Source organism: Kribbella sp. CWNU-51 (genome assembly GCF_054073265.1).
The window spans coordinates 8,129-33,534 of sequence record NZ_JBSXMZ010000002.1 but is presented as its reverse complement, the minus strand read 5'-3'; the positions used below and the strand labels follow the sequence as shown (position 1 = coordinate 33,534).

The window sequence follows — 25,406 nt, the reverse complement described above, 5'->3', positions numbered from 1 at the left end:
TGTTGCGCCGGCCTGTCGCTGGACGTGCCGTCGCAAGTGGCGGTGTCCCGTGGCTGAACTTTGTTCAAATATGGTGGGGGTATGCCTAGGGACACGTTGACGGTGGAGCAGATCGTGACGGCTGCTATCGAACTGCTCGACAGCGAAGGGCTCGACGGGCTGAACATGCGGGCGCTCGGGCAGCGGCTGGGCACTGCCGCGACGGCGATCTACTGGCATATCAAGACCAAGGACGAGCTGGTGCAGTTGGCGGGGGACGCGATCTGGGCGGAGATCGAGTTGCCGGACCTCGAGGCCGGTGACTGGCGTGAAGCGGCCACGGCGATGGCGGTCGGATTGCATGGGATGCTCACTCGGCATCCGTGGCTCGGGCAAGCGTTCGGGAGTCATCTGTTGTCGGGGCCAGGGAAATTCCGGTACGACGACCACAGTCTCGCGCTCTATGAGCAGGCAGGGTTCGCCCCTGCTGACGCGGACCGTGCTGCGGCCACGGTCCTCATCTTCGTGATCGGCAGTGCGCTGGGCACCGCCGCAGAGGTATCACTCAACCGCCGCCTGAGCCGCGGCGGCCACGATCCCGAGCAGACCATCCAGGAATTCATGGCCAGGTCCCGCGAGGTCGCCGCCCAGTTTCCGTACGTCCGCGCCCGCCTCAACACCACAGCCGCAACCCAGTACGCCGCCGAGCCCGACAACACGTTCGACTTCGGCCTGCAAACCATCCTCGACGGCTTCCAGACCCGCCTCAGCGCCGGCGGTTAGTCCTTGATTTCGCAGAGGGTGGCGCCGGCGGAGACCGTCGCGCCTACTTCGGCGGTCAGGCCGGTGATGGTGCCGGATTTGTGGGCGTTGAGGGGTTGTTCCATTTTCATGGCTTCGAGGACAACGATGAGGTCGCCTTCGGCCACGGTGGCGCCTTCTTCGACGGCGATCTTGACGATGGTGCCTTGCATCGGCGAGGTGAGGGAGTCGCCGGAGGCGGTGGCGCCCTTACCGGAGCTGCCGGCTCGGCGGGCCGGCTTCTTCTTGCCGGCGGCGGGTGCGGCACTGGCGCCGAGGCCGGCGGGCAGGACGACCTCGAGGCGTTTGCCGCCGACCTCGACGGTGACCCGCTCGCGTTCGCCGGTCTCTTCGGCCTCGGCGGTCGGGCCTTCGTACGGCGTGAGTTGGTTGTCGTACTCGGTTTCGATCCAGCGGGTGTGGACCTTGAAGCCGTCGGTGCCCACGAAGGCGGGGTCCGACACGACGGCCGCGTGGAACGGGATGACCGTCGGCATGCCCTCGACGACGAACTCGCGCAGGGCCCGGCGGGACCGTTCCACCGCCTGGGTCCGGTCGCGACCGGTGACGATCAGCTTGGCCACCAAGGAGTCGAAGGCGCCGGGCACGGTCTCGCCCTGGTCGTAGCCGCCGTCGAGCCGTACGCCGGGACCGGACGGCGCGTGCCAGCGGGTCAGGGTGCCCGGCGCGGGCAGGAATCCTCGCCCGCCGTCCTCCGCGTTGATCCGGAACTCGATCGAATGCCCCGACACGACGGGATCGTCGTACCCGAGCTCCTCGCCGTTGGCGATCCGGAACATCTCGCGGACCAGGTCCAGCCCGGTGACCTCCTCGGAGACCGGGTGCTCGACCTGCAGCCGGGTGTTCACCTCGAGGAATGAGATCAGCCCGTCCTGCCCGACCAGGAACTCACACGTGCCGGCCCCGACGTACCCGGCCTCCCGCAGGATCGCCTTCGACGCCGAGTACAAAGTCTCCACCTGCTCGGACGACAAGAACGGAGCAGGAGCCTCCTCGACCAGCTTCTGGTACCGGCGCTGCAGCGAGCAGTCCCGGGTCGACACCACCACAACGTTGCCGTGGGCATCGGCCAGGCACTGGGTCTCGACGTGGCGCGGCTTGTCCAGGTAGCGCTCGACGAAGCACTCGCCGCGTCCGAACGCGCTGACGGCCTCACGCGTCGCCGACTCGAACAGCTCCGGCACCTCCTCCAGCGTGCGGGCGACCTTCATCCCGCGGCCGCCACCGCCGTACGCCGCCTTGATCGCGATCGGCAGACCGTATTCCTCGGCGAACGCGATCACCTCCGAGGCGTCGGCGACCGGGTCCGGCGTACCGGGGACCTGCGGGGCGCCGACCTTGTCGGCGATGTGCCGCGCCTTCACCTTGTCGCCGAGCGAGTCGATCGCCGACGGCGGCGGGCCGATCCAGATCAGCCCGGCGTCGAGGACGGCCTGGGCGAAGTCGGCGTTCTCGGCCAGGAAGCCGTAGCCGGGATGTACGGCGTCCGCACCCGAGCGGGCCGCGACGTCGAGGATCTTGGCGATGTTCAGGTAGGAGTCGGCCGGTGTGGACCCGTCGAGGGAGTACGCCTCGTCGGCGAGCCGGACGAACAGCGCGTCCCGGTCCTGGTCGGCGTACACGGCGACACTGGCCAGGCCCGCGTCGGCGGCGGCCCGGACGACCCGGACGGCGATCTCGCCCCGGTTGGCGACCAGCACCTTGGTGATCTGCTTGCTGTCGGACACAGCTGACTCCCTTCGGCTGGCCTGAGTCTAGGGTGAACCAGCCCTTGAAGGAGACAGGGCGTTCCTCACATCACGGCGGGCGGGCGCTCGAAGTACGACTCGAGGACGACGATCGTCTGCGTGCTGGTGACGCCGTCGATCTGGTGCAACGCGCGCAGGGTCGCCTGCAGGTCCTCGGTGGTCGCCGTCCGCACCTTCACCAGGACGGATGCCGGCCCGGCGATGATGTGCGCCTCCTGGACCGCCGGAATCGCACGAAGAGCGTGCAGCGTCGGCTCGTCGCCCATCCAGGCGCTCGCGTCGAGTAGGACGAAGGCCAGCACGCCCTGACCGAGAGCGGCCGGGTCCACCTCGACCGTGGTCCGCCGGATCACGCCGGCCGCCTTCAGCTTGCGCACCCGCTCGTGCGCCGAGCCCGCTGCTAGGCCGACGGCCTGGCCCAACGCGGCGTACGACTGCCCGGCGTCGTCCTGCAAGGCGGTGAGGAGCTTGCGATCCAGATCATCTATGGTCATTTATCGCTCTCTCCGAATCTCATCCTGTTCAGAGCGAGTTTAACAGGATATGGTTCTGAATATGCCCATCACTCTCACACCCACCCCGCCGCGGATCCGGGCCGAGCTGGTGAAGCTCGACGACCGGTTCACCGTGGCCGGCGACGAGTACGTCGAGTGCCTGTACGACGGCGGTCGCTGGCTGGAAGGGCCGGCGTACGCACCGGCCTGGCGCTGCCTGATCTTCAGCGACATCCCCAACGACCGGCTGCTCCGCTGGGACGAGGTCTCCGGTCAGGTGAGCGTCTTCCGCGAGCCGTCCGGCAATATCAACGGCAACACGATCGACCGCACTGGCCGCCTGATCAGCTGCTCCCAAGGCGACCGCAGCATCATCCGGACCGAGTACGACGGGAGCCGCACGGTGCTCGCGTCACACCTGGACGGCCGCCGCCTCAACAGCCCGAACGATGTGGTCGTGCGCAGCGACGGCTCGATCTGGTTCACCGACCCGCCGTACGGCATCACCTCGAACTACGAGGGCCACGCGGCCGAGCAGGAGATCGACGGTTGCCACGTCTACCGGATCGCCCCGGACGGCGCGTTGACGGTGGTCGCGGACGACTTCATCCGCCCGAACGGCCTCGCCTTCTCCCTTGACGAGGACCAGTTGTACGTCGTCGACACCCCTGGCAAGCACATCCGCCGGTTCGACGTGGACGGCGAGAAGCTGACCGGGGGCGAGGTGTTCGCGCCGTGTGAGGCGGGCATGTTCGACGGGATCCGGCTGGACAGCGCCGGCCGGGTCTGGGCGGCGACGCACGAAGGCGTGCACTGCTTCGACCCGGACGGCACGCTGATCGGCAAGCTCCTGCTGCCGGACGTCGTGTCCAACCTGACCTTCGGCGGCCCGAAGAGGAACCGCCTGTTCATCACCGCCACCACGTCGGTCTGGTCGTGGTTGCTCAACGCAACAGGCAGCTGATCAGCGCAGCGGGTGGTCCAACCGACGGGCGGTCGGGGGCGGCTCACGCCGGAACCGCATAGGCTCGTCGATGACGTGCAGCCGAGTTCGCGAGGAGTGGTGATGACGGGCATTCTCGAACCGTTGGCAGGGACCGCACCGGCCGTCTGGGAGGCGCTGGACGATCGGTTCGCCGGGATCCGCGGGGACAGCCTGCTCGAGCGCCTGTGGACCGGCGGCCGGTGGGTGGAAGGTCCCGTGTATTCGCCGGCCGGCCGCTATCTGCTCTGGAGCGACATCCCGAACGACCGCATCCTGCGCTGGGACGAGACGTCGTACCAGGTCTCGGTCTTCCGGCAGCCGGCCGGGAACACGAACGGGCACACGCGCGACACCGAGGGCCGCCTGGTCAGCTGCGAGCACGGCAACCGCCGGGTGAGCCGGACCGAGCACCACGGCGCGGTCACCGTGCTGGCTTCGGAGTACGACGGCAAGCGGCTGAACAGCCCGAACGACGTGGTGGTCAAGCGCGACGGCTCGGTCTGGTTCACGGATCCGGCGTACGGGATCGACAGTGACTACGAGGGGTACAAGGGCGCGATCGAAACGGGTGGTTGCCATGTCTACCGGATCTCGCCGGACGGGGTGCTGACCCGGGTCGCCGACGACTTCAACCGGCCGAACGGCCTGGCGTTCTCGCTCGACGAATCGTTGCTCTACATCGCCGACTCGGAGGAGGGGACGCTCCGCGTCTTCACCGTCGACGGCGACAAGTTGTCCGGTGGCGAGCTGTTCGCCGAATGCGGCAACGGGATCTTCGACGGCATCCGGCTCGACACCGAGGGCCGCATCTGGGCTTCCGCTGCCGACGGCGTACACATCTACCACCCCGACGGCACGCTGCTCGGCAAGCTTCTCGTCCCCGAGACTGTCTCCAACCTCACCTGGGGCGGCGCCAAACGCAACCGCCTCTTCCTCACCGCGACCACCTCCGTCTACTCCCTCTTCACCACCGCGAACGGAGCCCCCGAGGCCTACGGCCCTCGCCGCTGACTCCCTCGGCGGAGGGAGCGCGTTCGCTCTCGTGAGGGATGTGCCGTCGCAGCCGCGATGGAAGCGTCGACTCGGTTGGTCCGCGACCGGCGGGCCCGATCGAGGAGGACTGCACATGGGTGGGCGACTGCTGCTAGGGGCCTTGGCCGTCGCGGTGCTGGCCGGAATCGGCCTGTCCCCATCGGTTGCCGCAGGCAATGATGCGGCGCCGGTGATGAGCGTGTCCGGGGCCGGCGGCGGGCGGCTCGGACCGGAGTGGAAGCCGTTCGACGGTGATCCGGTGCGGTTCGAGATCGACGCAACGGCGACTGAGCCGTCGAAACCGTCCGGGAGCTTTCACGTTGTCCACCGCAAGCCGGACGGGCGGCTGCTGGCGGACTTTCGAGGGCGGATCTCCAGTCTGGTGGCGGTCGACGAGGTCGCGATGGTGACCGGCGTGATCGATGCAGCCGACCATCCCGGCTTACCGCTGGAGATGGTCGGGAAGCCGGTGGGTTTCACCGTGTACGACGGTGGCCGGCAGGACCGGATCGGCTGGATGTGGGGATTCTTCGGTGCGCCGGTGGATCCGCTTCAGGGCGCCGCGCCGAACTTCGTGCTGACGGAAGGTGGGTTCCGGGTGCACGGCGTACGGCATCCGTCGGAGGCTGCCCGAGCCGGGGCGACGGTGGCGATGCAGGCTGCCGCGGACGGCGGTACGACGGTTGCCGCCGTACTCGGTGGCCCGGACGCATCGCGAACCGGAATGCTGCGGTTCGAGCTGGCGGCTCACGTGCCGGCAGGCGGGAACCCGACGCAGGTCCAGGGCCACTTCCGGTTCACCGAGCGTGGTACGTCGTCGACGGAGGTCGAAGGACAGCTCACCTGCCTGGCCACCGGCGGCCCGGTGGCGATGACGACGGGCGTGGTGACCAGGTCGACCGATCCGTCCCGAGTCGGCCAGCCGGTGTCCTTTGCCCTGAAAGACGGCAGGATCGACCGCATCGGCTGGCTGTGGAGCTGGTCCGATCACCCCGCGCCGATCGCCGACTGCCGGTCCACGGTGCCGTTCTACGCCCCTCGGTGGGGCGGTGTGGTCGTTCGGTCGTAAGAAGACGCGTTGAGGAAATTCGGTCGCCTGCTCCGCTGCGTCTGTGGGATGTTGGCCTGCTGACCACCGACGAGGAGGACGGCTGTGCTGACGGAGGACGACGTACGCACCAAGGACCGGGTGTGGCGGGTGACGGCGTTCGCGGTCGTCATCGCCAACGTGATCCTCGGTGCCGTGGAACTCAAGCATTACGGCGGTGTGAGCGACGACTGTCTGTTCGACGACCCTGAGTGCGGCCGGCGGATCGACCACGCGCTCGACATCTCGAACACGTGGGAAGCCATCGCGGCGCTGCCGTTGGTGCTGTCGCTGTTCCTGCCGTTGCGGCGGAGTACGACGCCGTGGCGGATCGCGTGTGTCGCCGTACTCGCGCTGTCGTTCGTCGTCCGCCTGATCCTGCTGATCAGCCACTGAAGAGGAGTAGCCATGCATCGAATTCCTGAGCATCTGCGTGAGATCGCCGATGCGGTGGTGGCCGCGGCCGCTGGTGACAGCCGGATGTCGGCGGTGATCGCCGGTGGGTCGATCGCGACTGGAACCAGCGACGAGTATTCGGATCTGGATCTGGTGCTCGTGTGCGCGCCGGACAAGCAGAAGGAATGCCTGGCCGAGGCGCGGGTGTTCGCCGGCCGGCTGGGACCGTTGCTGGCGAGCTTCACCGGTGAGCATGTGGGCGAGCCGCGGCTGCTGATCGCGTTGTACGGGCCGCCGCTTGTGCATGTCGATCTGAAGTTCGTCACGCCGGACGACCTGCGGGATCGCGTCGAGGACGGTGTCGTGCTGTGGAAGCGGGACGACACGGTCGATCGTGCTTACGGCACATCGCAGCCGAGCTGGCCGCAGGTCGATCCGCAGTGGATCGAGGACCGGTTCTGGGTGTGGGTGCATTACACAGCGGTGAGGATCGCCCGCGGTGAACTCTTCGAGGCGGTGGAGGCGCTGGGCGCGATCCGCTCGGCCGCGATCGCGCCGCTCGCGACCCTGGGCCGGACGTCGAAGCCTTCCGGCGTACGGCGGTTGGAGACGCTGGCGCCGGAGCTGGTCCCGGAGTTGCGCGCGACTGTCGCGACCGCGGATCGGGACGACTGCCTGCGGGCGTTGAACGCGTCCGTGGAGCTGTACCGGAAGGTCCGGGACAGCAGTGGCGTCACGGTGGAACGGCGTACCGCGGCCGAGCAGGCGGTCACGGACTTCCTGGCTGGATGAGCCGGCAGGCCCGGGGTATGGCGATACCCCGGGCCGGACCGGTTACAGCTTCTTGAGTTGGTCGATCACAGTGAAAACGGCCAGGAAGCCGAAGGCCAGGAACGAGAACCAGAGCACGGCGGTGCGCCAGGTCGTGATTCGAATCGCCTTCGGCAGGGCCCGGGAATTCATCCACCAGAGCAGGCCGGAGTACACGAACATCATCGTGCCGGCGGTGCACGCGGAGATCACCAGCAGCACCAGCGGCTGGTCCAGACCGGCCAGTAGCACGAGGATGCCGAAGGCAACCAGTCCCCAGACCAGCCAGAAGTACAGCTTGGACTCGGTCACCTTCGATTCGCGCAGGTAGCGGGACTTGATCATGTCCGAGGCCAGCCGGGACGTGTAGTCGACGATCCCGGCCGCGGCCGCGAACAGCGCGAACGCGCCGATCGCCCAGAACAGGTAGCCGAACCAGCCGCCGACCAGGGACTGCAGGGTCGTGCCCTCGATCTTCAGGAAGCTGATGTTGTTCTTGACGCCGGGGTTACCGAACAGCGTCGCGTGCGCGAGCATCGAGGTGAACACGATCGTCAGCACGGTGATCGCCACGAACGTCGCGGCCTGCTCGATGTTGGCGAACTTCCACCAGCGCCGCCAGCGGGCCATGTTCTCCTCGTCGGGGGTGAAGGTGTAACCGTTCGCGGTCGGGTCGGCCTCGGTCTCACCGGTGACCGGCGACGTCAGCCGGGGCACGTGCTGCCCCATCCCGAAACCCTTGTCCCGGATCCAGTTGCTCTGCACGAGATTCTGGCCGCCGCCGGCACCGGCGTACGCGATCGCGCCCATCACCAGCGCGAACCCGAGCTGGTCGACCGGGAACTGCGGGTGGGTGACCGCGTCGCCGAGCGCGCTGTACGTCTTGCCGCGGATGGCGAAGACCAGCGCCAGGACGACGAGCAGCGCGACGGCGGCGATCTTCACCGCGATCAGCCGCTCGAGCATCACGTAGACGACCGGCGCGAAGGTCAGGATCACGCCGATCACCAGCAGGATGCCGATCGCGATCCAGCGCGGGTCGCCGGCGCCGAACAGATAAGTCAGCATCGCCGCTGAACTGGTCGCCCAGCCGGGCCACATGTTCGCGAAGTACGTCATGATCGCGAAGAACAGGCCCCAGTGCTTGCCGTACCGGTTGAAGCCGGTCAACGCTGTCTCACCAGTGGCCAGCGTGTACCGCTCGATCTCCATGTTCAGGAACCACTGGATCACCACGCCGACGACGGCGCCCCAGAGGAACACCAGTCCGACCTGACTGGAGATGTACGGCCAGAGGATGAACTCACCCGAGGCCAGCCCGACTCCGGCGCCGACCATACCGGGGCCGACGATCTTCCAGGTCTTGGTGGGCGGTTCGGGGAGGTCGCGGACCTGCGGCGCGGGCAGGTTCTTGGTGGGCAGTGCGAACTTTCCGTGGTCAGTGGTCGTGATGTCTGCCATCGGCTCCTCACTTCCTCGGCCCCCTTTCTGCGGAGGTTAACGAAGAGTGCCGACACAGGCGACCCGACACAGCTAAATGGCAGACTGCCGGACATGGATGGGGTGACGGTGGTAGTCGCGTCGTACGCCGGTGCCGCGAGTGCGCCTTCCTACGTCCGGCTAGCCGGGCTGGTCGACGAACTGCACGGGGAGAAGCTGGTACGGCGTGACGCCGCCGAGCCGATCGTGGTCTTCGATGACCCGGCGACCGCGGTCTCCGCAGCGCGGACGTTGCGCGCGGCTGCATCCGGCGCGCCGGCGGCCGAGTTGCTGCGGATCGCCGTACACACGGGCTCGGCGACAGGTGCGGCGGTCAGGCATGCCGAGCAACTGCTGGAGATCGCGAATCCCGGGCAGACGTTGCTGACCGCAACCGCCGCGGCCGGCCTGCCCGACGTCACCGATCTCGGCGTTCACCGGCTGAAGGATCTCGGGTCGCCGGAGCGGATCTTCGAGCTCACGGAGACGACCGGGCCGCTGCGCTCGCTGGATCGGGTGCCGAACAACCTGCCGGTGATGTTCACCAGCTTCGTCGGTCGGCAGACCCAACTGGCCGCACTGCGGACGCAGCTGTCGGGGAACCGCCTCGTGACGCTGACTGGCCCAGGCGGCAGCGGCAAGACCCGGCTGGCCGCTCAATCCGCGGCGCAGTTGGCGGATCGCTGGCCGGATGGCGTCTGGTGGGTCGACCTCGCCGCGGTCACTGAGGGCAAGCAGATCCCGGAGGCGGTCGCGACCGCTGCCGGCGTACTGGTCAAGGCCGGCGATCGCACCCGCCTGCTGATCGGTCAGTTGCGGATCAAGCAAGCCCTGATCTGCCTGGACAACTGCGAGCAGATCATCGACGCCATCGCGGAGTTCGTGGTCGCGCTGCAGACCGCGTGTCCCGAGATCTCCGTACTCGCGACGAGCCGCGAGCCGCTGGACATCCCAGGCGAGGCGGTCTGGCGCGTGCCCGCCCTCGCGCCGGACGAGGCGCGGACACTCTTCGTGGAACGCGCCGGATCCGAGTTTCCGGAGTCGGAGCAGGCGATCCGGTCGATCTGCGTCCGCCTGGACGGGATGCCGCTGGCGCTGGAACTGGCCGCGGCCTGGGGACGCACGCTGACGCCGGAGCAGATCGAGTCCGGCCTGGACGACCGGTTCGGCCTGCTGACGAAGAACGTCCGTGGTGTCGCGGCCCGGCAGCAGACGCTGGCCGCGTCGATCGACTGGAGTCACGAGCTGCTCGATCCGGACGAGCCGCTGGTGTTCCGCCGGCTGGCCGTGTTCGCCGGCGGGTTCACTCTGGACGCAGCGCGGGCCGTGTGCGGACGGGACGGCGTACTGGAGATCTTCGGGCGGCTTGTCGACAAATCGCTTGTTGTGGCCGAGGCCGGACGCTACCGGCTGCTCGAGACGATCCGCGAGTACGCCGGTGCGCGGCTGCGGGAGGCGGATGAGGAGGACGCCGTCCGTGACCTGCAGCTCGATCATTACCTCGCCGCGGCCGAGGCGGCAGAGCCGCTGCTGGACACCGATCGGGACAAGTGGCAAGCGCTGATCGAGCCCGATCGGGAGAACTACCGCGCGGCACTGGACCACGGACTGTCCCGAAGCGACACTGAACGCGGCCGCCGGCTGGCCGCCGCGTTGCCCTGGATGTGGAACCTGCAGGCGACGGGCTCCGAGGGGATCGGGATCCTCCGGCGCGCGATCGACTCCGCGCCGGACGAGAAGTCGTTGCTGCAGGCCCGTTTGCTGTACGGGTACGCGTCCGTCGCCGACACCGTCGATCCGTTCGGGTACGACGCGGCCGGCCGGGGGCTCGAGTTGGCCGCTGAGCTCGGTGCCGATCGGCTGCGGTCGTTGCTGCTCGCTCTGGTTGCGGTCGGCAAGTTCTTCACCGAATTCCAGGAGGCCTGGGACCTGACCGAGGAAGGACGTCGCCTCGCCGAGGGGATCGGCGACGACACCGCTCGCGACGCGAACCTCGCGCTCCAGTGCGTGTTGCTGGCGCTGTGGGACCGGCACGACGAGCTGCGTCCGATGCTCGAGGTCGTCACGCCGGGCCTGCTCGCCCGCGGTGAGCGCGGTATCGCGACCACGGTGCTGCTGGTACGGTCCGAGAGTCTTGCGTCGACAGGCGAGCTGCGGCAGGCGATCGAGGTGGCCGGACAGGCCCTCGCAACGGCCGAGCCGCTGGCCGACTTCCATCGTGTCGGGACGGCCCGCGGTCAGTTGGCGACGTTGCTGGCTCGATCGGGACGGCTTGACGAGGCGTACACGTTGATGCAGCCGCTCCTCGATCTGGCCGACGCGGCAGTGGTCCCGAACCTCGGTCAGGTGATGGGCGTGCTGTCACTGTGGAAAGGCAACCATGACGCCGCTGTCGAGTGGATGCGGCCCATTGTGGATCCGGACAGCCCGATGGCGCAGACGTATGTGCCGGCGATGCTCCTCCCGACGTACGCCGCCGCGCTGCAGGCGGGCGGACACACGGCGGAGGCGATCGAGGCCGCGGAGCGTGGGGTGAGCCTTGCCCGGGAGTACGGCCTGCCGAAGATCCTGGCCGACGCGCTCGACCAACTGGGCCGATGCGTGATCACCGACCAGCCCGACAAGGCCGCCGACCTCCTGCACGAGTCGCTCACCACACGACTCGACCACGGTCTGCGCACACAACTGGTCGACAGCCTCGAATCCCTCGCCCTGCTGGCAAACCACACCAACCGCTCCGCCGACGCAACCCGCCTCGCAACCGCAGCCGCCACCGCCCGCACCACCCTCGGCTACACAGCCCCAGCCGGTCAGCCCACGCCGCCCGGTCTGCCCGCGCCGGCCGGTCTGCCCGCGCCGGCCGGTCTGCCCGCGCCGGCCGGTCTGCCCGCGCCGGCTGGTCTGCCCGCGCTGGCCGATCGACCCACGCCAGCCGAGCGGTCCGCATCGGATCGTCAGGCCGCGCAGGCTGACCGAGCAGCGCCGCAGAGCGTTGACGAGCTGCCGCTGTCGCTGGACGAGGCTGTTGCGTATGCGCGTCGTACCAGGGGAGCGAGGGGCCGGCCGTCGAGCGGGTGGGCGAGTTTGACGCCGACCGAGGAACAGGTGGTCGCGCTCGCGGTGGAAGGGCTGAGCAACCCGGAGATCGGTGAGCGGTTGTTCATCAGCCGGGGCACCGTGAAGACACACCTCGCACACGTGTACGCGAAACTCGGCGTCGCCAACCGCACCGAGCTCGCATCACTCAAGAAGGCCTGAGCTCAAGAAGGCCCGAGCTCAAGAAGACTTGAGCATCTCGAGTGCTTTGCTGATCCGCCGTACCCGGGTCTCCGGCCTCTTGGCGTCGTTGATCGCGTTCACGTGCTCCCGCCGGTGGCTGTAGCTGAGCGCATCGAACGCCTTCCGCAACCCGGCCTCCTGCAGCGCCGCGGCGAGATCCGCCGGCACCTCCACCGTCCGCTCGGCCGCGTCCCGCACCAAGGTCACAGTGACCGGATCACCGGCCCCCTTCCTCAACTCACCCCGAATACTCTTCAAGATCCCCAGCGCCATACGCCCACCCATCGACGCGATCGACCCCCGATACGCGATCCCGTCGAACGTCGCCTGCACCGGAATCCGCCCACCACCCCCGAGCGCGGCAACCACCTCCCCGGGCACCTCCACCCAGGCCCCACCCCCGTCATTCACCACAATCGTCCCCTCGAACGTCTCCATGAACCAAAGGCTACAAAGCGCACGAGAAGGGGGAGAGCGTCACCACGGAAGGTGACCCACATCCGCCGTACCCGGGACAGGTCGTGGTGGGTTGAGACAAGTTGTGCCGACTCTCCTGTCGCAACCGTGGGTCTCGGCCCCGCCCGGCTTTTCGCACCGATCAAGCACGAGCCGCCGCCGCGACGCCCGAGTGGTGGACCAACCCGGGCGGAAGGATAGCCGCCCCCAGCCGGCGCCGGTGGCCATCAGGGATCGGGTCGTCGGCAACTGGTGGGCGGCGGCGTACGGGGGGCCGGGATTTCGGGCCGGCGTAGGGAGCTGGGACAAGGTGTCGGGGCCTGGGACAGGTCATGAGTTGTCCCAAGCCCCGACCTGGTGTCCGCGCCCCCGCCCGCCAAACGGCCCTCGGACGGTGGACCGGATCGGGGCGTGACCGGGCAGGACCGCGTCTGCTTGGTGAGTGTGCCGGCACCGCGGAATCGAGAGCCCGGCACCTGGCCGAACCGGGTTCGGCCGCAGCAGAGATCGACTCTGTGCACCAGATCCGTGCGCGGAGGGCCGGGCCGTACGGATCTGGTGCACAAAGTGACCGACCAAGCCAGCCGCGCGGGGCAGCGAGGCGGGGCAGCCAGGCAGCCGGGTGGGGCAGTCGGGCGGCCGGGTGGGGCAGTCGGGCGGCCGGGGCTGGTGCAGTGGTGTCGGCTGGGTTGGGGTTGAGCCCTGGGGCACCCACGGAAACGACAGGACAGCCGTCCTCGTCTCGACCCACCGGTTCTTGTCTCAGCCCGCCGTCGTTGGGCGGCTTCCTGACGAAGCGCCCCGGGTCATTCTTGGTTTTTCAAGGTGCTTGGCCACCAGACGCGTGGGCCGACGTCGTACGCGAGAGACGGGACGAGGAGGGAGCGGACGACGGTGGTGTCCAGGAGGACGCCGAAGGCGACCATGAAGGCGATCTGGACGAGGAAGAGGATGGGGAGGACGGCGAGGGCGGAGAAGGTGGCCGCGAGGACGACGCCGGCTGAGGTGATCACGCCGCCGGTGACCGCGAGGCCGACCAGGATGCCCGGTCTGGTGCCCTGTTCCTTGGATTCCTCCCGCACCCTGGTCATCAGGAAGATCGAGTAGTCGATGCCCAGGGCCACCAGGAAGACGAACGCGTAGAGCGGGATGTTCGGATCCGCGCCCGGGAACTTGAACACGTGGTTGAACACCAGCGCGCTCACCCCGACGGTCGCGCCGAAGGACAGCACGTTCGCGACCACCAGCAGGACGGCTGCCACGAGCGATCTCAGCAACAGCGTCAGTACGACGAAGATGAGCGCCAGGATGGCCGGGATGATCACCCGCAGGTCCCGCTTGCTGGCGTCGAGGACGTCGAGGTTGATCGCCGTGTTGCCGCCGACCAGGATGTCGGGGCTGACGTGGTCCAGCTCGGTCCGCAGATGCTGGACCACCTTGGTCGCCGCGGGTGAGTCGGCCGGCACCTTCAGCGTGGCCTGGACCAGAACCTTGCCGTCGACAACCTTCGGCGGTACGCCGGGTGCCGCCGAGGCGGACGCCGTACCGACGCCGTCGACCTTCGATGCGGTCTGCACCACCTGGTCCGCCTGGGCGGCCGGGGTCAGGATCTGGACCGGCGTACCGGCGCCGGCGTCGAAGTGCTGGGCGAGCACTTGCTGGCCGGTGACGGATTCGACCTTGTCGAGGAACAGGTCCTCCTGTGAAATGCCGCTCGCCTTGAACGTCGGCAGGAACGCGGCGCAGGCCAGCAGCGCCAGCGCGCTGATCACCCAGACCCGGCGCGCGCGGCGCCCGACCAGGCCGGAGATGCGGCCCCACAGCTTGCGGCCACCGACCTGGTCGCGGGCGTGCACGTGGTCGAGGCGCGGGATCGACGGCCAGAAGATCCGCCGGCCGAAGGCGAGCAGGATCGCGGGCAGGAAGGTCATCGCGGCGATCAGCGCGCCGGCGATGCCGATCGCGCCGACCGGGCCGAGGCCCTTGGTGCTGCCGAGCTGGGACAGCAGCAGGCAGAGCAGACCGAGGATGACCGTCGCCGCGCTGGCCGCGATCGGCTCGATCGCCGCGCGCCAGGCGACCCGCATCGCCTCGTACTTGCTCTCGTAGTCGTGCAACTCTTCCTTGTAGCGCGAGACGAGCAGCAGCGAGTAGTCGGTCGCGGCGCCGACGACGAGGATGAACAGGATGCCCTGACTCTGCCCGTTCAGTTCCAGTACGCCGTGCTTCGCCAGTGGATAGACGACGAGTGCGGCCAGGGCGAGCCCGAAGACGGCGGTCAGCAGGACCGCGATGGGCAGGATCGGGCTCCGGTAGACGATCAGCAGGATGACGAAGACGACCGCGAGCGCGACCCCGAGCAGGATCCCGTCGATCCCGCTGAACGCCACGACGAAGTCCGCGAAGACGCCGCCCGGACCGGTGACGTAGACCGTCAGACCAGTGGGTGTGAGGTCTTGTTTGATGCTGGTGCGCATCGTGTCGGCGACCGCGAACAGCACGGTCTCGCCCGGCTTGACCACCTCGTCGGCACGTTCGCCGTCCAGCTCGACGGTGAGTAGGAGGGCCTTCTTGTCCCCCGACGGGATCACGGTCCTGGCCGGCGCGGCGAGGTAGTCGCCGATGGTCTTGCCGCCGCCGAGTTCCATCGTCGGGACCTTGGCGAGGAACGCGTTGGCGTTGGCCAGATCTTCCGGCGTAATGCCGGAGTCGCGCACGATCAGGACGAAGTACGGCAGGGCCTTGGAGTCCACGAACTTGGCAGATTCGTTCGCGACCAACGTCGACTCGGCCTGCTTCGGCAGGAAGTTGGCGTTGTCGTTCTCCTGGACCTCACTGAGCTTGCCCACCGTCGGCCCGCCCAGAGCCCCGAGCACCAGCCAGCCGATCAGCACGGCGGCGATGGCCGCCCGCCACTTCCATCGGGCCCGGCTCATGTCTTGTCGCACGCTGTCCCCTCCGCCTGTCGGTCACCGGCACAGTACCCAGGCCGGATCCTTCTTCTCTCACCACCCGGCGCCGGGTGTGCGGGAGCCGTTTCGGCGGCGTAACAACAAGATGACTACGTGGAAACACCCCGGTCATAGCGTCCTGGCCTAATCGAACAGGTCGGATGATCGGAGACGCACGATGACGCTCGAGACACGACCGGAGGTCGTCACTCTACGCGACCAGACCGGTGCGGTGGGCACCGTCGAGGTGCCGCGGCGCGGGCGCTGGATCGATGTCTGGGACCCGGAGGACGCCGGCTTCTGGGCCGCGAAGGGCCGCGCGGTGGCGCGGCGCAACCTGTGGCCGTCCATCTTTGCCGAGTTCCTCGGCTTCTCCGTTTGGCAACTGTGGAGCATCGTCGTGGTCTCGATGCCCAAGGCCGGCTTCGGCTACGACACGAACCAGCTCTTCTGGCTGGTCGCGCTGCCCAGCCTGGTCGGCGCGACATTGCGGCTGCCCTACACATTCGCCGTACCGAGGTTCGGTGGGCGGAACTGGACCGTCGTCTCCGCGCTGTTGCTGCTGATCCCGACCAGCGGGCTGGCCTACTTCACGACCAGGCCGGAAACACCGTTCTGGGTGATGGCGCTGGTCGCGGCCACCGCCGGTGTCGGCGGCGGCAACTTCGCCAGCAGCATGACGAACATCTCGTTCTTCTACCCGGAGAAGGAGAAGGGCTTCGCGCTCGGCATCAACGCGGCCGGCGGCAACCTCGGTGTCGCCGTGGTCCAGCTGCTGGTGCCGATCGTGATCGTCGCCGGCGCCGGGCTGTCGCTGAACCGGGCCGGCCTGATGTGGATCCCGCTGGTCCTGCTGGCCGCGTTCCTCGCCTGGAAGGTGATGGCCAACCTGTCCGTCGCGACCTCGTCGTTCCGGACCTCGGTCGCGGCGGCGAAGCGGCCGCACACCTGGATCATCTCGTTCCTCTACATCGGCACGTTCGGCTCGTTCATCGGGTTCGGGGCGGCGTTCCCGCTGCTGATCAAGACCACGTTCCCCGAGATCACGGTGGCGCACATCGCGTTCCTCGGCGCGTTGGTCGGCTCGGTCGCACGGCCGTTCGGCGGCAAGCTGTCGGACCGGGTCGGCGGCGCCTGGGTGACGGTCTGCTCGTTCGTGGTGATGGGCCTGGGCATCCTGGCCGCGATCGTCTCGCTGAACGCGGGCAGCTTCGCGGCATTCCTGACCAGCTTCCTGGTCCTCTTCGTCGCCAGTGGGGCGGCGAACGGATCGACGTACCGGATGATCCCGGCGGTGTTCCGGCTGACCACACCGGGCGATCAGGGCCGGGCCCGGCGGGAGGCGGCGGCCTGCATCGGGATCGCCTCCGCGGTCGGCGCGTACGGCGGCTTCCTGGTCCCGCGGGGGTTCGCGATGTCGACGAGTCACTTCGGCTCCCTGGTCCCGGCGCTGTACGTCTTCTGCGGCTTCTACGTCCTCTGCGTGGCCGTCACGTACTTCTGCTACCTGCGCAAGGGTGGCCCGCTCAGCCGGGAGCGCGTGTGAAGGGCGTCCCCACTCATTGCCCGTACTGCGCTCTGCAGTGCGCCACCACGCTGCACCCGGTCGACCGGCCGGGTGCAGTGGAGGTGCGGCCACAAGACTTCCCGACCAACCGGGGCGGGTTGTGCCGCAAGGGATGGACGGCTCCCGACGTACTCACGGTGCCGGACCGGCTCACCGTGCCACTGGTGCGCGACGCGGCGGGCAACTTGGTGGAGACGAGCTGGGACGCGGCGCTGGACTTCGTTGCCGAGCGCATCCGATCGCTGCAGCGCGATCATGGCAGTGACTCGGTCGCTGTGTTCGGTGGTGGTGGTCTCACCAACGAGAAGGCCTACGCGCTGGGCAAGTTCGCCCGGGTTGCGCTGAAGACCGCGAACGTGGACTACAACGGCCGGTTCTGCATGTCGTCCGCCGCGGCTGCGACCAACCGGGCCTTCGGCATCGACCGTGGGCTGCCGTTCCCGCTGGCCGATCTGGGCGGTGCTGGTGCCGTCCTGCTGGTCGGCAGCAACATCGCCGAGACGATGCCGCCGGCGGTCGCGCATCTGCAGGGCGCCAGGGACGCGGGTGGGCTTCTGGTCGTCGACCCGCGTCGCTCGGCGACGGCCGGCCTGACCGAGGACGGTGCCGGGATCCACCTGCAGGCGACTCCGGGGTCGGATCTCGCGCTCATGCTCGCGCTGACTCACGTCGTACTGCAGGAAGGTCTGGCGGACACGGCGTACCTGAACGAGCGGGTCGACGACGCGGAGGTGTTGTTCCGCTCGACCGCGGCCTGGTGGCCCGAGCGGGCGGAGCGGGTGACCGGAGTGCCGGCGGCAACCATCCGCCGGGCTGCTCGGGTGCTGGCGGCGGCCGCACCGGTGCACGGTGGTGCTGGAGCGTTCATCCTGACCGGTCGTGGTGCCGAGCAACACAGCAAGGGCACCGACACCGTGACGGCCTGCATCAACCTCGCACTGGCTCTCGGACTGCCCGGACGGCTGGGCAGTGGCTACGGCTGCATCACTGGTCAGGGGAACGGTCAGGGCGGCCGGGAGCACGGTCAGAAGGCGGATCAACTTCCCGGATACCGCAGCATCGCCGATCCGGCGGCTCGTGCGGACGTGGCCGGTGTGTGGGGTGTGGATCCGTCCGAACTCCCCGGGCCCGGAAAGAGCGCGGTCGAACTCATCAATGCCCTTGGTAGGACGGGTGGCCCGAAGGCACTGCTCGTCCACGGGAGCAACCTGCTGGTGTCGGCGCCACGGTTGGCCTCCTTGCGCGAGCGGCTCTCAGCTCTCGACCTGCTGGTGGTGGCGGACGTCGTACCGTCTGAGACTGCCTTGCTGGCGGATGTCGTCTTTCCGGTCACGCAGTGGGCTGAGGAAGAGGGGACGATGACGTCCCTCGAAGGGCGGGTGCTGCGCCGGCGGGCGGCTGTCGCACCGCCTGGTGAGGTGCGGAGCGACCTCGCTGTGTTTGCCGGCTTGGCGTCGCGGCTTGGTTGTAGTGCGGCGTTCTCGACCGATCCGAGTGAGGTGTTCGACGAGCTGCGGCTGGCCAGCAAGGGTGGGAAGGCGGACTACTCGGGGATCACGTGGGAGCGGATCGACGCGGGGGAGGCGCTGTTCTGGCCGGTCCCCTTCGAGGGGCATCCGGGTACGCCGCGGTTGTTCGCGGACGGCTTCGCCACACCGGATGGCCGTGCGCACGTCGTACCGGTGGATCACCGGCCGGTTGCCGACGACCTGAACGCGACGGCGCCGATGTACCTGGTGACTGGACGGTTGTTGCAGCACTACCAAAGTGGGGCGCAGACGCGCCGGGTGCCGGAGTTGGCCGAGGCGGAGCCGGAGGTGTTCGCGGAGATCCATCCGCGCGTGGCTGCACAGCTGGGGATCGCGGACGGGCGTCCGGTCCGGTTGCGAACGGATCGCGGGTCAATGGTGCTCCCGGCGCGGGTGACGGCCGACGTCCGGCCAGACACGGTCTTCGTGCCGTTCCACTTCGGTGGTGCCGGCGCGGTCAACGAGCTCACCAACGATGCGCTCGACCCCGTCTCCGGGATGCCCGAGTTCAAAGCGTGTGCCGTCGAAGTCGCTGCCGCCGCCCTTCCGGTGACGGGGGTGTCCGCATGACCGAGCGGGTGGTGATCATCGGCGGTGGGATGTCGGGTCGGCGGCTGGCCGAGCTGCTGCCGACGGACGACGTGACCGTCCTCGGCGATGAGCCGTCGTACAACCGCACTCGGTTGACCGAGTACGTCGCCGGCCGCGCGGAGCCCATCGTCGGGGACGAGGTGCCGGTGGCTGCGGTCGCCGTGGATCGGGGCCGGCGCGTGGTGGTGGATTCCGGTGGTCGTGAGTGGGAGTACGACCGGTTGATCTTCGCGACGGGTGCGACGCCGGTGATGCCGCCCGAGCTGGTCGAGGCGGCCGGCATCTTCACGTTGCGGTCGGTGGGAGATGCGCGTGCGGTGGTTGAGTCAGCCGGCCGGGCGCGGCGGGCGGTGGTGCTCGGCGGTGGTGTGCTGGGCATCGAGACTGCTTGTGCGCTGCGGGAGCGGGGTGTCGCGGTCACGTTGGTGCATGACGGCGAAGCCCTGCTGGACAAGAGCATTCGGCTCTCGGCCGGTCGCCGGGTGACGCGAGCGGTGCGGGAGTTGGACGTCGAGGTGCTGCTCAACACGAGCCTCGCCGGGACAGATGATCGCGATGGGCGGTTCCGGGCGCTCAACCTGCGGAACGGACGGCAGGTGTTCGGCGAGTTGCTGGTCGTCGCGTGCGGGGTGAAGCCGCGGACCGAGCTGGCGACCGGGCTGACCGTGCGGACCGGGATCGTGGTCGACCGGACGCTGACCAGCCCCGACGACCCACGGGTACACGCGATCGGGGACTGTGCCGAGGTCGACGGGCGACTGACCGGGACTGTCGCGTCGGCGTGGTCGCACGCGGAGGTGCTCGCGACGCGGCTGAGCGGCGGGCGGGACGGCGGCGCGCCGGGATTCTCCGGCGGCACCGGTCCGAGCGTGCCGGCCTTCGACGTCGTCCGGCTCACTGCGGGTGGACTCGACGTGCTTGCCCTCGGCAACAAGGACGAGGCCGGCGAGGTGGTGCGGCTGGAGGACGGCACGCGGTATGTGCGAGCCGTCCTGCGGGACGGGATCGTCCGGTCGGCCGTGGTGGTGGGTGCGCCGGAGGTGGCCGCGGAGTTGGTGTTGCTGGCGGATCGGCGGACGCCTGTGGCCGCGGACGGGTTGCTGGCCGAACCCGTCGTACCGAAGAAGAAGGTGGCGACCGTGTGCAGGTGCAACGGCGTCACCCGCGCCGCGATCGAGGCGGCCTGGCGTGGGGGTGCCGACAGTGTCGCCGGCATCGCCGCCACGACGCGGGCGACGACCGGGTGCGGGAGTTGCACCGGCGCCGTCGGCGATCTGCTCGACCGCTTCCGTCGCGGCGAGACCGAACCAGTCCCGAGCAGGAGGGCGACGATGGCAGAGCTGAACAAGGCCCGGCACGTTGTGATGGTAGGCGGTGGCATGGTCGCACACCGGCTCGTGGAGGCACTGCGTTCCCGCGACAGCGAGATCACGTACCGCATCACGGTGCTGGCTGAGGAGCCGCGGCTCCCGTACGACCGGGTGGCGCTGACCAGCTACTTCTCCGGCCGCGACCCGCACGACCTCTCCCTCGGCGACCCGGAACTGTGGGACGACCCGGCCGTCACGTTGCGCAAGGGAGTGCAGGTCGCCTCGTTCGACAGCGCGGCCAAGACCGTGACGACCGCGCGGGGCGAGCAGATCGGGTACGACGAACTGGTCCTGGCGACTGGTTCGTCGGCCTTCGTGCCGCCGGTGAAGAACAGCGATGCGCAGGGTTGCTTCGTCTACCGGACTGTCGACGACGTCGCCGCACTGCGGGTGTACGTCGAGCGGCTCAAGGACGAAGGTAAGGACGTCCACGGTGTGGTCGTCGGTGGCGGTCTGCTCGGCCTGGAAGCAGCCGGCGCGCTCCGGGCTCTCGGCGCCGCGACCAAGGTCGTCGAGTTCGCGCCCCGCCTGATGCCGTTGCAGGTCGACGAGGGCGGCGGCAGCGCACTCGCCCGGCTGATCGGCGGGCTCGACGTCGACGTGATGACCTCGACGCAGACGACGCGGGTCAAGCTCACCTCGCACGGTGCGGCCCGCGCGATGGCCGTTGCCGAAGGCCCCGATCTCCCGGCCGACGTGGTCGTCTTCGCGACCGGCGTCCGCCCGCGCGACGAACTCGGCCGGGCCGCCGGTCTCGACATCGGCGAGCGCGGCGGCGTCGTGGTCGACGAGGCGTGCCGGACGTCGGTCCCCGGGGTCTGGGCGATCGGCGAAGTCGCTTGTATCGAAGGCCGCGTCTGGGGATTGGTTGCCCCCGGCTACACGATGGCCGAGATCGTCGCCGACCGGCTGCTGGGCGGCCAGGCGACCTTCCCGGGTGCCGACACCTCGACCAAGCTGAAGCTCCTTGGCGTCGACGTGGCGAGCTTCGGTGACGCGTTCGGCGCGACCGAAGGCGCGCTGGACATCGTGTACGCCGACCCGGTGGCCGGCGTCTACAAGAAGCTCGTGCTGTCCGACGACGCGCGCACGTTGCTCGGCGGGATCCTGGTCGGCGACGCGTCGGCGTACTCCGGACTTCGCCCGATGGTGGGTCGGGAGCTCGGCGCGGATCCGGCCGCGTTCCTGTTGCCGGAAGGTGCCGGTCCCGTCCAGCTCGAGCTGCCGGACGACGCGCCGGTGTGTTCGTGCAACAACGTGTCCGCGGGCACGATCCGTTGCGCCGTACGTGATGAAGGCTGCAGCGACATCAAGTCGGTGTGTGGCAAGACGCGGGCCGGGACCAGTTGCGGGTCGTGCCTGCCGATCGTGAAGAACCTGCTCAACACCGAGCTCACCAAGGCCGGTGTCGAGGTCAGCAAGGCGTTGTGCGAGCACTTCGCGCTGTCGCGGGCCGAGTTGTTCGACGTGGTCCGGGTGACGGAACTGCGCACGTTCAGCGAGATCGTCGAGCGACATGGGGCCGGCCGGGGCTGCGACATCTGCAAGCCGGTGGTCGCGTCGATCCTGGCCAGCCTGGACCCGGCCGGGCACGTCCTCGACGGCGAGCGGGCGACGCTGCAGGACACCAACGACCACGTGATGGCCAACATGCAGAAGGACGGCACGTACTCCGTCGTCCCGCGGATCCCCGGCGGCGAGATCACCCCGGAGGGCCTGATCACGATCGGCGAGGTCGCCCGCGACTTCGGCCTCTATACGAAGATCACCGGTGGTCAGCGGGTCGACCTGTTCGGTGCCCGGATCGAACAGCTGCCGGCGATCTGGAGGCGGCTGGTCGACGCCGGCTTCGAATCCGGTCACGCGTACGGCAAGGCGCTGCGGACCGTGAAGTCGTGTGTCGGGTCCACCTGGTGCCGGTACGGCGTACAGGACTCGGTGGGGATGGCAATCGCGCTGGAGCTTCGCTACCGCGGTCTGCGGTCGCCGCACAAGCTCAAGCTCGGTGTGTCTGGCTGTGCTCGCGAGTGCGCGGAGGCGCGCGGCAAGGACGTCGGCGTGATCGCGACCGAGAAGGGCTGGAACCTGTACGTCGGTGGGAACGGCGGGATGACACCCCGGCACGCGGAGCTGCTCGCGTCCGACCTGACCGACGAGGAGCTGTTCCGAGCGATCGATCGCTTCCTCATGTACTACATCCGCACCGGCGACCGGCTGCAGCGGACCGCGGTGTGGATGCGTGAGCTCGAAGGCGGCCTGGATCACGTGCGCGACGTCGTACTGAACGACAGCCTGGGTATCGCCGCGGGTCTGGATGCCGCGATGGCCAGGCACGTCGACTCGTATGTCGACGAATGGCAGGCGACCCTGAACGACCCCGACAAGCTGGCCCGGTTCGTCTCGTTCGTGAACGCGCCGGACCAGCCCGACGCCGACCTGCGGTACGTGGTCGAGCGCAACCAGCCGCGGCCCGCCACCCCGGCCGAACGCGGACAGCTGGAGCCGGTCCTGCTGACCGGCCCCCGATTGGAGGTACGCCGATGAGCGTTACTGCGGTGAGCCACACGGTGATCTGCCGGTACGACGCTCTGCTGCCGGAGCGTGGTATCGCCGCGCTGGTCGGCGAGGTGCAGATCGCGTTGTTCCGGACCCACGACGGGCAGGTGTTTGCCATAGGCAACCAGGATCCGTTCAGCGGGGCGAACGTGATGTCGCGGGGCATCGTCGGTAGCCGCGGTGACGTGCCGACGGTCGCGTCGCCGATGTTCAAGCAGGTCTTCGATCTGCGCACCGGCTCCTGCCTCGACGATCCGTCGGTGGCGTTGCCCGTGTACCAGGTCGAGGTCGTGGATGAAATGGTGCGGCTCCTTGATGACGAATAGGCCCGGGCCACTCAGTGGCTGCACGATCGCGATCACCGCGCATCGGCGGGCGGAGGACCTGATCGCCTCGTTCGAGCGGCGGGGTGCGAAGGTGCTGCACGCACCGACGCTGCAGATCGTGCCGGTCGCCGACGACCACCCGCTGATCGAGGCGTCCCGGCGGGTGATCGCGAACCCGCCGGACGACGTCGTCGTCACCACCGCGGTCGGCTTCCGCGGCTGGATCGAGGCCGCTGACACCGCCGGGCTGGCTGCGGATCTGCTCGGCACGTTGGAGCAGTCGCGCATCCTCGCCCGTGGTCCGAAGGCCCGGGGTGCGATCCGGGCCGCCGGACTGGTCGAACACTGGTCCGCTCGGTCGGAGACCACGGCCGAGGTGGTGGAGTGGCTTCGCGATCAGGGGGTCAGCGGGCGGAAGATCGTCGTACAACTGCATGGGCTGTCGGACCCGTCGCTGCAGGACGCATTGCGGTCGGCCGGGGCGTCGGTGCGCGGGCTGGAGGTGTACCGCTGGGGTCCGGCACCCGACCCGGCCGTTGTCGAGCGGATGATCGGTCAGGTCTGCACAGGGATCGTCGACGCAGTGGTGCACACCTCTGCGCCGGGTGCCCAGGCCATGCTGGACGCTGCGGCCCTGACCGGGCAGTACGACGCCCTGGTCTCGTCGCTGCGGACAGGTCGAGTGCTGAACGCCTGCGTCGGACCGGTGACCGCTGGACCCTTTGTGGCGCTGGGTTTGGAGCCTCTGGTGCCGGACCGCTACCGGCTGGGTGCGCTGATCCGGATCGTGACCGACCGGCTCACCGAGGACAACGCCCGGTCGATCGAGACGGAGTTCGGGCAGTTGGTGATCCGCGGCGGTGCGGCGGTGCTGGATGGCGTGGTGTTGCCGCTCGGTCCGGGTCCCCGCGCCGTACTGGCCGCTTTGGTCGCGGCCGGCGGCGATGTGGTGTCGCGGCCGGCGCTGCTCGCCGTACTGCCCGGGGCCGAAGACGTCCATGCGGTTGAGGTGACGGTCAACCGTTTGCGTACGGCGGTCGGCCGGCCCGAGCTGGTGCGGACAGTGGTGCGGCGCGGCTACCGGCTCGCCGTGGAACCCGCCGGGGTACCGACATGATCACCGGCCCGACCAGGCGGACCCCCGGCGTCGACCTGGTCACCGGCTCGACCAGGCGGGCTTCCGGCGTCGACCTGGTCGCCGGCCCGACCAGGCGGGCGGCTGGCGTGGACCTCATCGCCGTGGCTCACGGAACGGCGGACCCGCGGGGCATCCGCGAGGTCCGCGAACTGGTCCGGCTGATGGCCCGGCGGAGTCCTGGCATCCCAATCTCCCTCGGGTTCGTCGACGTCGATGTCCCCGCGCTGCCGGGCCTGGTCCGCCGCGTGGTTGCCGACAGCAACCAAGCCGTGGTGGTGCCGCTGTTGCTGTCCGGCGGCCACCACATCTACGTCGACGTAGCCATCGAGGCGGATCGCCATCCCGGCCGGGTCCGCACGGCCCCGGCCCTCGGACCATCGCCAGTCCTGGCGGAGATCCTCGCCGATCGGCTCGGCAACCTGGGGCGCGTCGACCACGTGGTCCTCGCCGCGGCCGGCTCCTCCGACCCCCGCGCCCTCGCCGACTGCTCCGAGACCGCCGATCTGCTCTCCGCTCGGGTCGACCGCCCGGTCTCCGTCGGCTACGTCTCCGGTGCGGGTGAACGCCTCGCCTCGGTCCTGTCGCGGACCCCGGGGCGGGTGGCGGTCGCGACGTACCTGCTGGCACCCGGCTTCTTCGCCGACCGCGTCCGCCGGCTGGCCGCCGGACGTCCCGTGACCCGGCCGCTGGGTGCCGATCCCCGCCTGGCCGACCTGGCCCTTCGCCGCTACGAGGCCGTTGCGTACCGAAGAACGGGTAGTGGTGGGCGATTCGGCCTGGCCGAATGCGCTGCCACGGCGTGATGGTGCGC

At 69.1% G+C, this 25,406-nt stretch carries 18 protein-coding genes; 13 read left to right on the top strand and 5 right to left on the bottom strand.

Translation table 11 applies throughout. The annotated features are described in order from the left end of the window. The first annotated feature begins 81 nt into the window (after window positions 1-81). The gene (locus tag ACXC9Q_RS00185; protein ID WP_457054403.1) at window positions 82-762 is read left to right on the top strand and encodes a TetR/AcrR family transcriptional regulator; all 681 of its coding nucleotides are present in this window, start codon (window positions 82-84) and stop codon (window positions 760-762) included. On the opposite strand, the gene ACXC9Q_RS00180 is transcribed toward ACXC9Q_RS00185, so the two are convergent. After that, window positions 759-2,528: an acetyl/propionyl/methylcrotonyl-CoA carboxylase subunit alpha gene (locus ACXC9Q_RS00180; protein WP_457054402.1), complete on the bottom strand. Its 1,770-nt coding sequence runs from the start codon at window positions 2,526-2,528 to the stop codon at window positions 759-761. The genes ACXC9Q_RS00185 and ACXC9Q_RS00180 overlap by 4 nt on opposite strands. Before the next feature lie 65 nt (window positions 2,529-2,593). Then, on the bottom strand, window positions 2,594-3,043 hold the full coding sequence (locus ACXC9Q_RS00175) for an Lrp/AsnC family transcriptional regulator (protein ID WP_457054401.1): 450 nt from the start codon (window positions 3,041-3,043) through the stop codon (window positions 2,594-2,596). A gap of 61 nt (window positions 3,044-3,104) precedes the next feature. On the opposite strand from ACXC9Q_RS00175, the gene ACXC9Q_RS00170 reads away from it, so the two are divergent. The 5 genes from ACXC9Q_RS00170 (at window position 3,105) to ACXC9Q_RS00150 (ending at window position 7,335) form a co-directional block, all read left to right on the top strand. Continuing rightward, complete coding sequence (locus tag ACXC9Q_RS00170; protein WP_457054400.1) at window positions 3,105-4,007, top strand: SMP-30/gluconolactonase/LRE family protein; 903 nt, start codon at window positions 3,105-3,107, stop codon at window positions 4,005-4,007. A gap of 102 nt (window positions 4,008-4,109) precedes the next feature. Then, window positions 4,110-5,039 (top strand): SMP-30/gluconolactonase/LRE family protein, encoded by a 930-nt coding sequence (locus ACXC9Q_RS00165; RefSeq protein WP_329484533.1) that lies wholly within the window; start codon window positions 4,110-4,112, stop codon window positions 5,037-5,039. A gap of 115 nt (window positions 5,040-5,154) precedes the next feature. Beyond that, window positions 5,155-6,129, top strand: coding sequence for a hypothetical protein (locus tag ACXC9Q_RS00160; RefSeq protein WP_457054399.1), 975 nt, complete (start codon window positions 5,155-5,157; stop codon window positions 6,127-6,129). Window positions 6,130-6,213: 84 nt separating this feature from the next. Then, complete coding sequence (locus tag ACXC9Q_RS00155; RefSeq protein ID WP_457054398.1) at window positions 6,214-6,543, top strand: hypothetical protein; 330 nt, start codon at window positions 6,214-6,216, stop codon at window positions 6,541-6,543. Window positions 6,544-6,555: 12 nt separating this feature from the next. Next, window positions 6,556-7,335: a hypothetical protein gene (locus ACXC9Q_RS00150; RefSeq protein ID WP_457054397.1), complete on the top strand. Its 780-nt coding sequence runs from the start codon at window positions 6,556-6,558 to the stop codon at window positions 7,333-7,335. 42 nt (window positions 7,336-7,377) lie between these two features. On the opposite strand, the gene ACXC9Q_RS00145 is transcribed toward ACXC9Q_RS00150, so the two are convergent. Continuing rightward, entirely contained in the window at window positions 7,378-8,814 is a 1,437-nt protein-coding gene (locus ACXC9Q_RS00145; protein WP_457054396.1) for an Nramp family divalent metal transporter, read from the bottom strand. Window positions 8,815-8,907: 93 nt separating this feature from the next. Between ACXC9Q_RS00145 and ACXC9Q_RS00140 the strand changes: the two genes are divergently transcribed. Next, window positions 8,908-12,090: a helix-turn-helix transcriptional regulator gene (locus ACXC9Q_RS00140; protein WP_457054395.1), complete on the top strand. Its 3,183-nt coding sequence runs from the start codon at window positions 8,908-8,910 to the stop codon at window positions 12,088-12,090. An 18-nt stretch (window positions 12,091-12,108) separates the two neighbouring features. On the opposite strand, the gene ACXC9Q_RS00135 is transcribed toward ACXC9Q_RS00140, so the two are convergent. Further along, window positions 12,109-12,549: a YdeI/OmpD-associated family protein gene (locus ACXC9Q_RS00135; RefSeq protein ID WP_457054394.1), complete on the bottom strand. Its 441-nt coding sequence runs from the start codon at window positions 12,547-12,549 to the stop codon at window positions 12,109-12,111. Between the two features lie 824 nt (window positions 12,550-13,373). Beyond that, window positions 13,374-15,503 carry an MMPL family transporter gene (locus tag ACXC9Q_RS00130; RefSeq protein WP_457054393.1) on the bottom strand — a complete coding sequence of 710 codons (2,130 nt, stop codon included), beginning with the start codon at window positions 15,501-15,503 and terminating at the stop codon, window positions 13,374-13,376. A gap of 193 nt (window positions 15,504-15,696) precedes the next feature. On the opposite strand from ACXC9Q_RS00130, the gene ACXC9Q_RS00125 reads away from it, so the two are divergent. Genes ACXC9Q_RS00125 through ACXC9Q_RS00100 form a run of 6 tightly spaced genes read left to right on the top strand, consistent with a single transcriptional unit; the run spans window position 15,697 to window position 25,398 of the window. Beyond that, entirely contained in the window at window positions 15,697-17,064 is a 1,368-nt protein-coding gene (locus ACXC9Q_RS00125; protein WP_457054392.1) for an MFS transporter, read from the top strand. Beyond that, window positions 17,061-19,184 (top strand): molybdopterin oxidoreductase family protein, encoded by a 2,124-nt coding sequence (locus ACXC9Q_RS00120; RefSeq protein WP_457054391.1) that lies wholly within the window; start codon window positions 17,061-17,063, stop codon window positions 19,182-19,184. Before ACXC9Q_RS00125 ends, ACXC9Q_RS00120 begins: the two co-directional genes overlap by 4 nt. Further along, window positions 19,181-23,119 carry a nitrite reductase large subunit NirB gene (nirB, locus tag ACXC9Q_RS00115; RefSeq protein WP_457054390.1) on the top strand — a complete coding sequence of 1,313 codons (3,939 nt, stop codon included), beginning with the start codon at window positions 19,181-19,183 and terminating at the stop codon, window positions 23,117-23,119. Before ACXC9Q_RS00120 ends, nirB begins: the two co-directional genes overlap by 4 nt. Beyond that, window positions 23,116-23,457 (top strand): nitrite reductase small subunit NirD, encoded by a 342-nt coding sequence (gene nirD, locus ACXC9Q_RS00110; protein WP_457054389.1) that lies wholly within the window; start codon window positions 23,116-23,118, stop codon window positions 23,455-23,457. Before nirB ends, nirD begins: the two co-directional genes overlap by 4 nt. Next, window positions 23,447-24,574, top strand: a complete 1,128-nt coding sequence (locus tag ACXC9Q_RS00105; protein ID WP_457054388.1) for a uroporphyrinogen-III synthase — start codon at window positions 23,447-23,449, stop codon at window positions 24,572-24,574. The genes nirD and ACXC9Q_RS00105 overlap by 11 nt, the downstream gene beginning before the upstream one ends. Then, entirely contained in the window at window positions 24,571-25,398 is an 828-nt protein-coding gene (locus ACXC9Q_RS00100; protein WP_457054387.1) for a sirohydrochlorin chelatase, read from the top strand. Before ACXC9Q_RS00105 ends, ACXC9Q_RS00100 begins: the two co-directional genes overlap by 4 nt. Window positions 25,399-25,406: the final 8 nt, after the last annotated feature.

What these genes read in the sequence shown, in the direction of transcription:
- ACXC9Q_RS00185 (WP_457054403.1), top strand. Translation starts at nt 82, where the DNA reads ATGCCTAGGGACACGTTGACGGTGGAGCAGATCGTGACGGCTGCTATC.
- ACXC9Q_RS00175 (WP_457054401.1), bottom strand. Translation starts at nt 3,043, where the DNA reads ATGACCATAGATGATCTGGATCGCAAGCTCCTCACCGCCTTGCAGGAC.
- ACXC9Q_RS00170 (WP_457054400.1), top strand. Translation starts at nt 3,105, where the DNA reads ATGCCCATCACTCTCACACCCACCCCGCCGCGGATCCGGGCCGAGCTG.
- ACXC9Q_RS00165 (WP_329484533.1), top strand. Translation starts at nt 4,110, where the DNA reads ATGACGGGCATTCTCGAACCGTTGGCAGGGACCGCACCGGCCGTCTGG.
- ACXC9Q_RS00160 (WP_457054399.1), top strand. Translation starts at nt 5,155, where the DNA reads ATGGGTGGGCGACTGCTGCTAGGGGCCTTGGCCGTCGCGGTGCTGGCC.
- ACXC9Q_RS00150 (WP_457054397.1), top strand. Translation starts at nt 6,556, where the DNA reads ATGCATCGAATTCCTGAGCATCTGCGTGAGATCGCCGATGCGGTGGTG.
- ACXC9Q_RS00145 (WP_457054396.1), bottom strand. Translation starts at nt 8,814, where the DNA reads ATGGCAGACATCACGACCACTGACCACGGAAAGTTCGCACTGCCCACC.
- ACXC9Q_RS00140 (WP_457054395.1), top strand. Translation starts at nt 8,908, where the DNA reads ATGGATGGGGTGACGGTGGTAGTCGCGTCGTACGCCGGTGCCGCGAGT.
- ACXC9Q_RS00135 (WP_457054394.1), bottom strand. Translation starts at nt 12,549, where the DNA reads ATGGAGACGTTCGAGGGGACGATTGTGGTGAATGACGGGGGTGGGGCC.
- ACXC9Q_RS00130 (WP_457054393.1), bottom strand. Translation starts at nt 15,503, where the DNA reads ATGAGCCGGGCCCGATGGAAGTGGCGGGCGGCCATCGCCGCCGTGCTG.
- ACXC9Q_RS00125 (WP_457054392.1), top strand. Translation starts at nt 15,697, where the DNA reads ATGACGCTCGAGACACGACCGGAGGTCGTCACTCTACGCGACCAGACC.
- nirB (WP_457054390.1), top strand. Translation starts at nt 19,181, where the DNA reads ATGACCGAGCGGGTGGTGATCATCGGCGGTGGGATGTCGGGTCGGCGG.
- nirD (WP_457054389.1), top strand. Translation starts at nt 23,116, where the DNA reads ATGAGCGTTACTGCGGTGAGCCACACGGTGATCTGCCGGTACGACGCT.
- ACXC9Q_RS00105 (WP_457054388.1), top strand. Translation starts at nt 23,447, where the DNA reads ATGACGAATAGGCCCGGGCCACTCAGTGGCTGCACGATCGCGATCACC.
- ACXC9Q_RS00100 (WP_457054387.1), top strand. Translation starts at nt 24,571, where the DNA reads ATGATCACCGGCCCGACCAGGCGGACCCCCGGCGTCGACCTGGTCACC.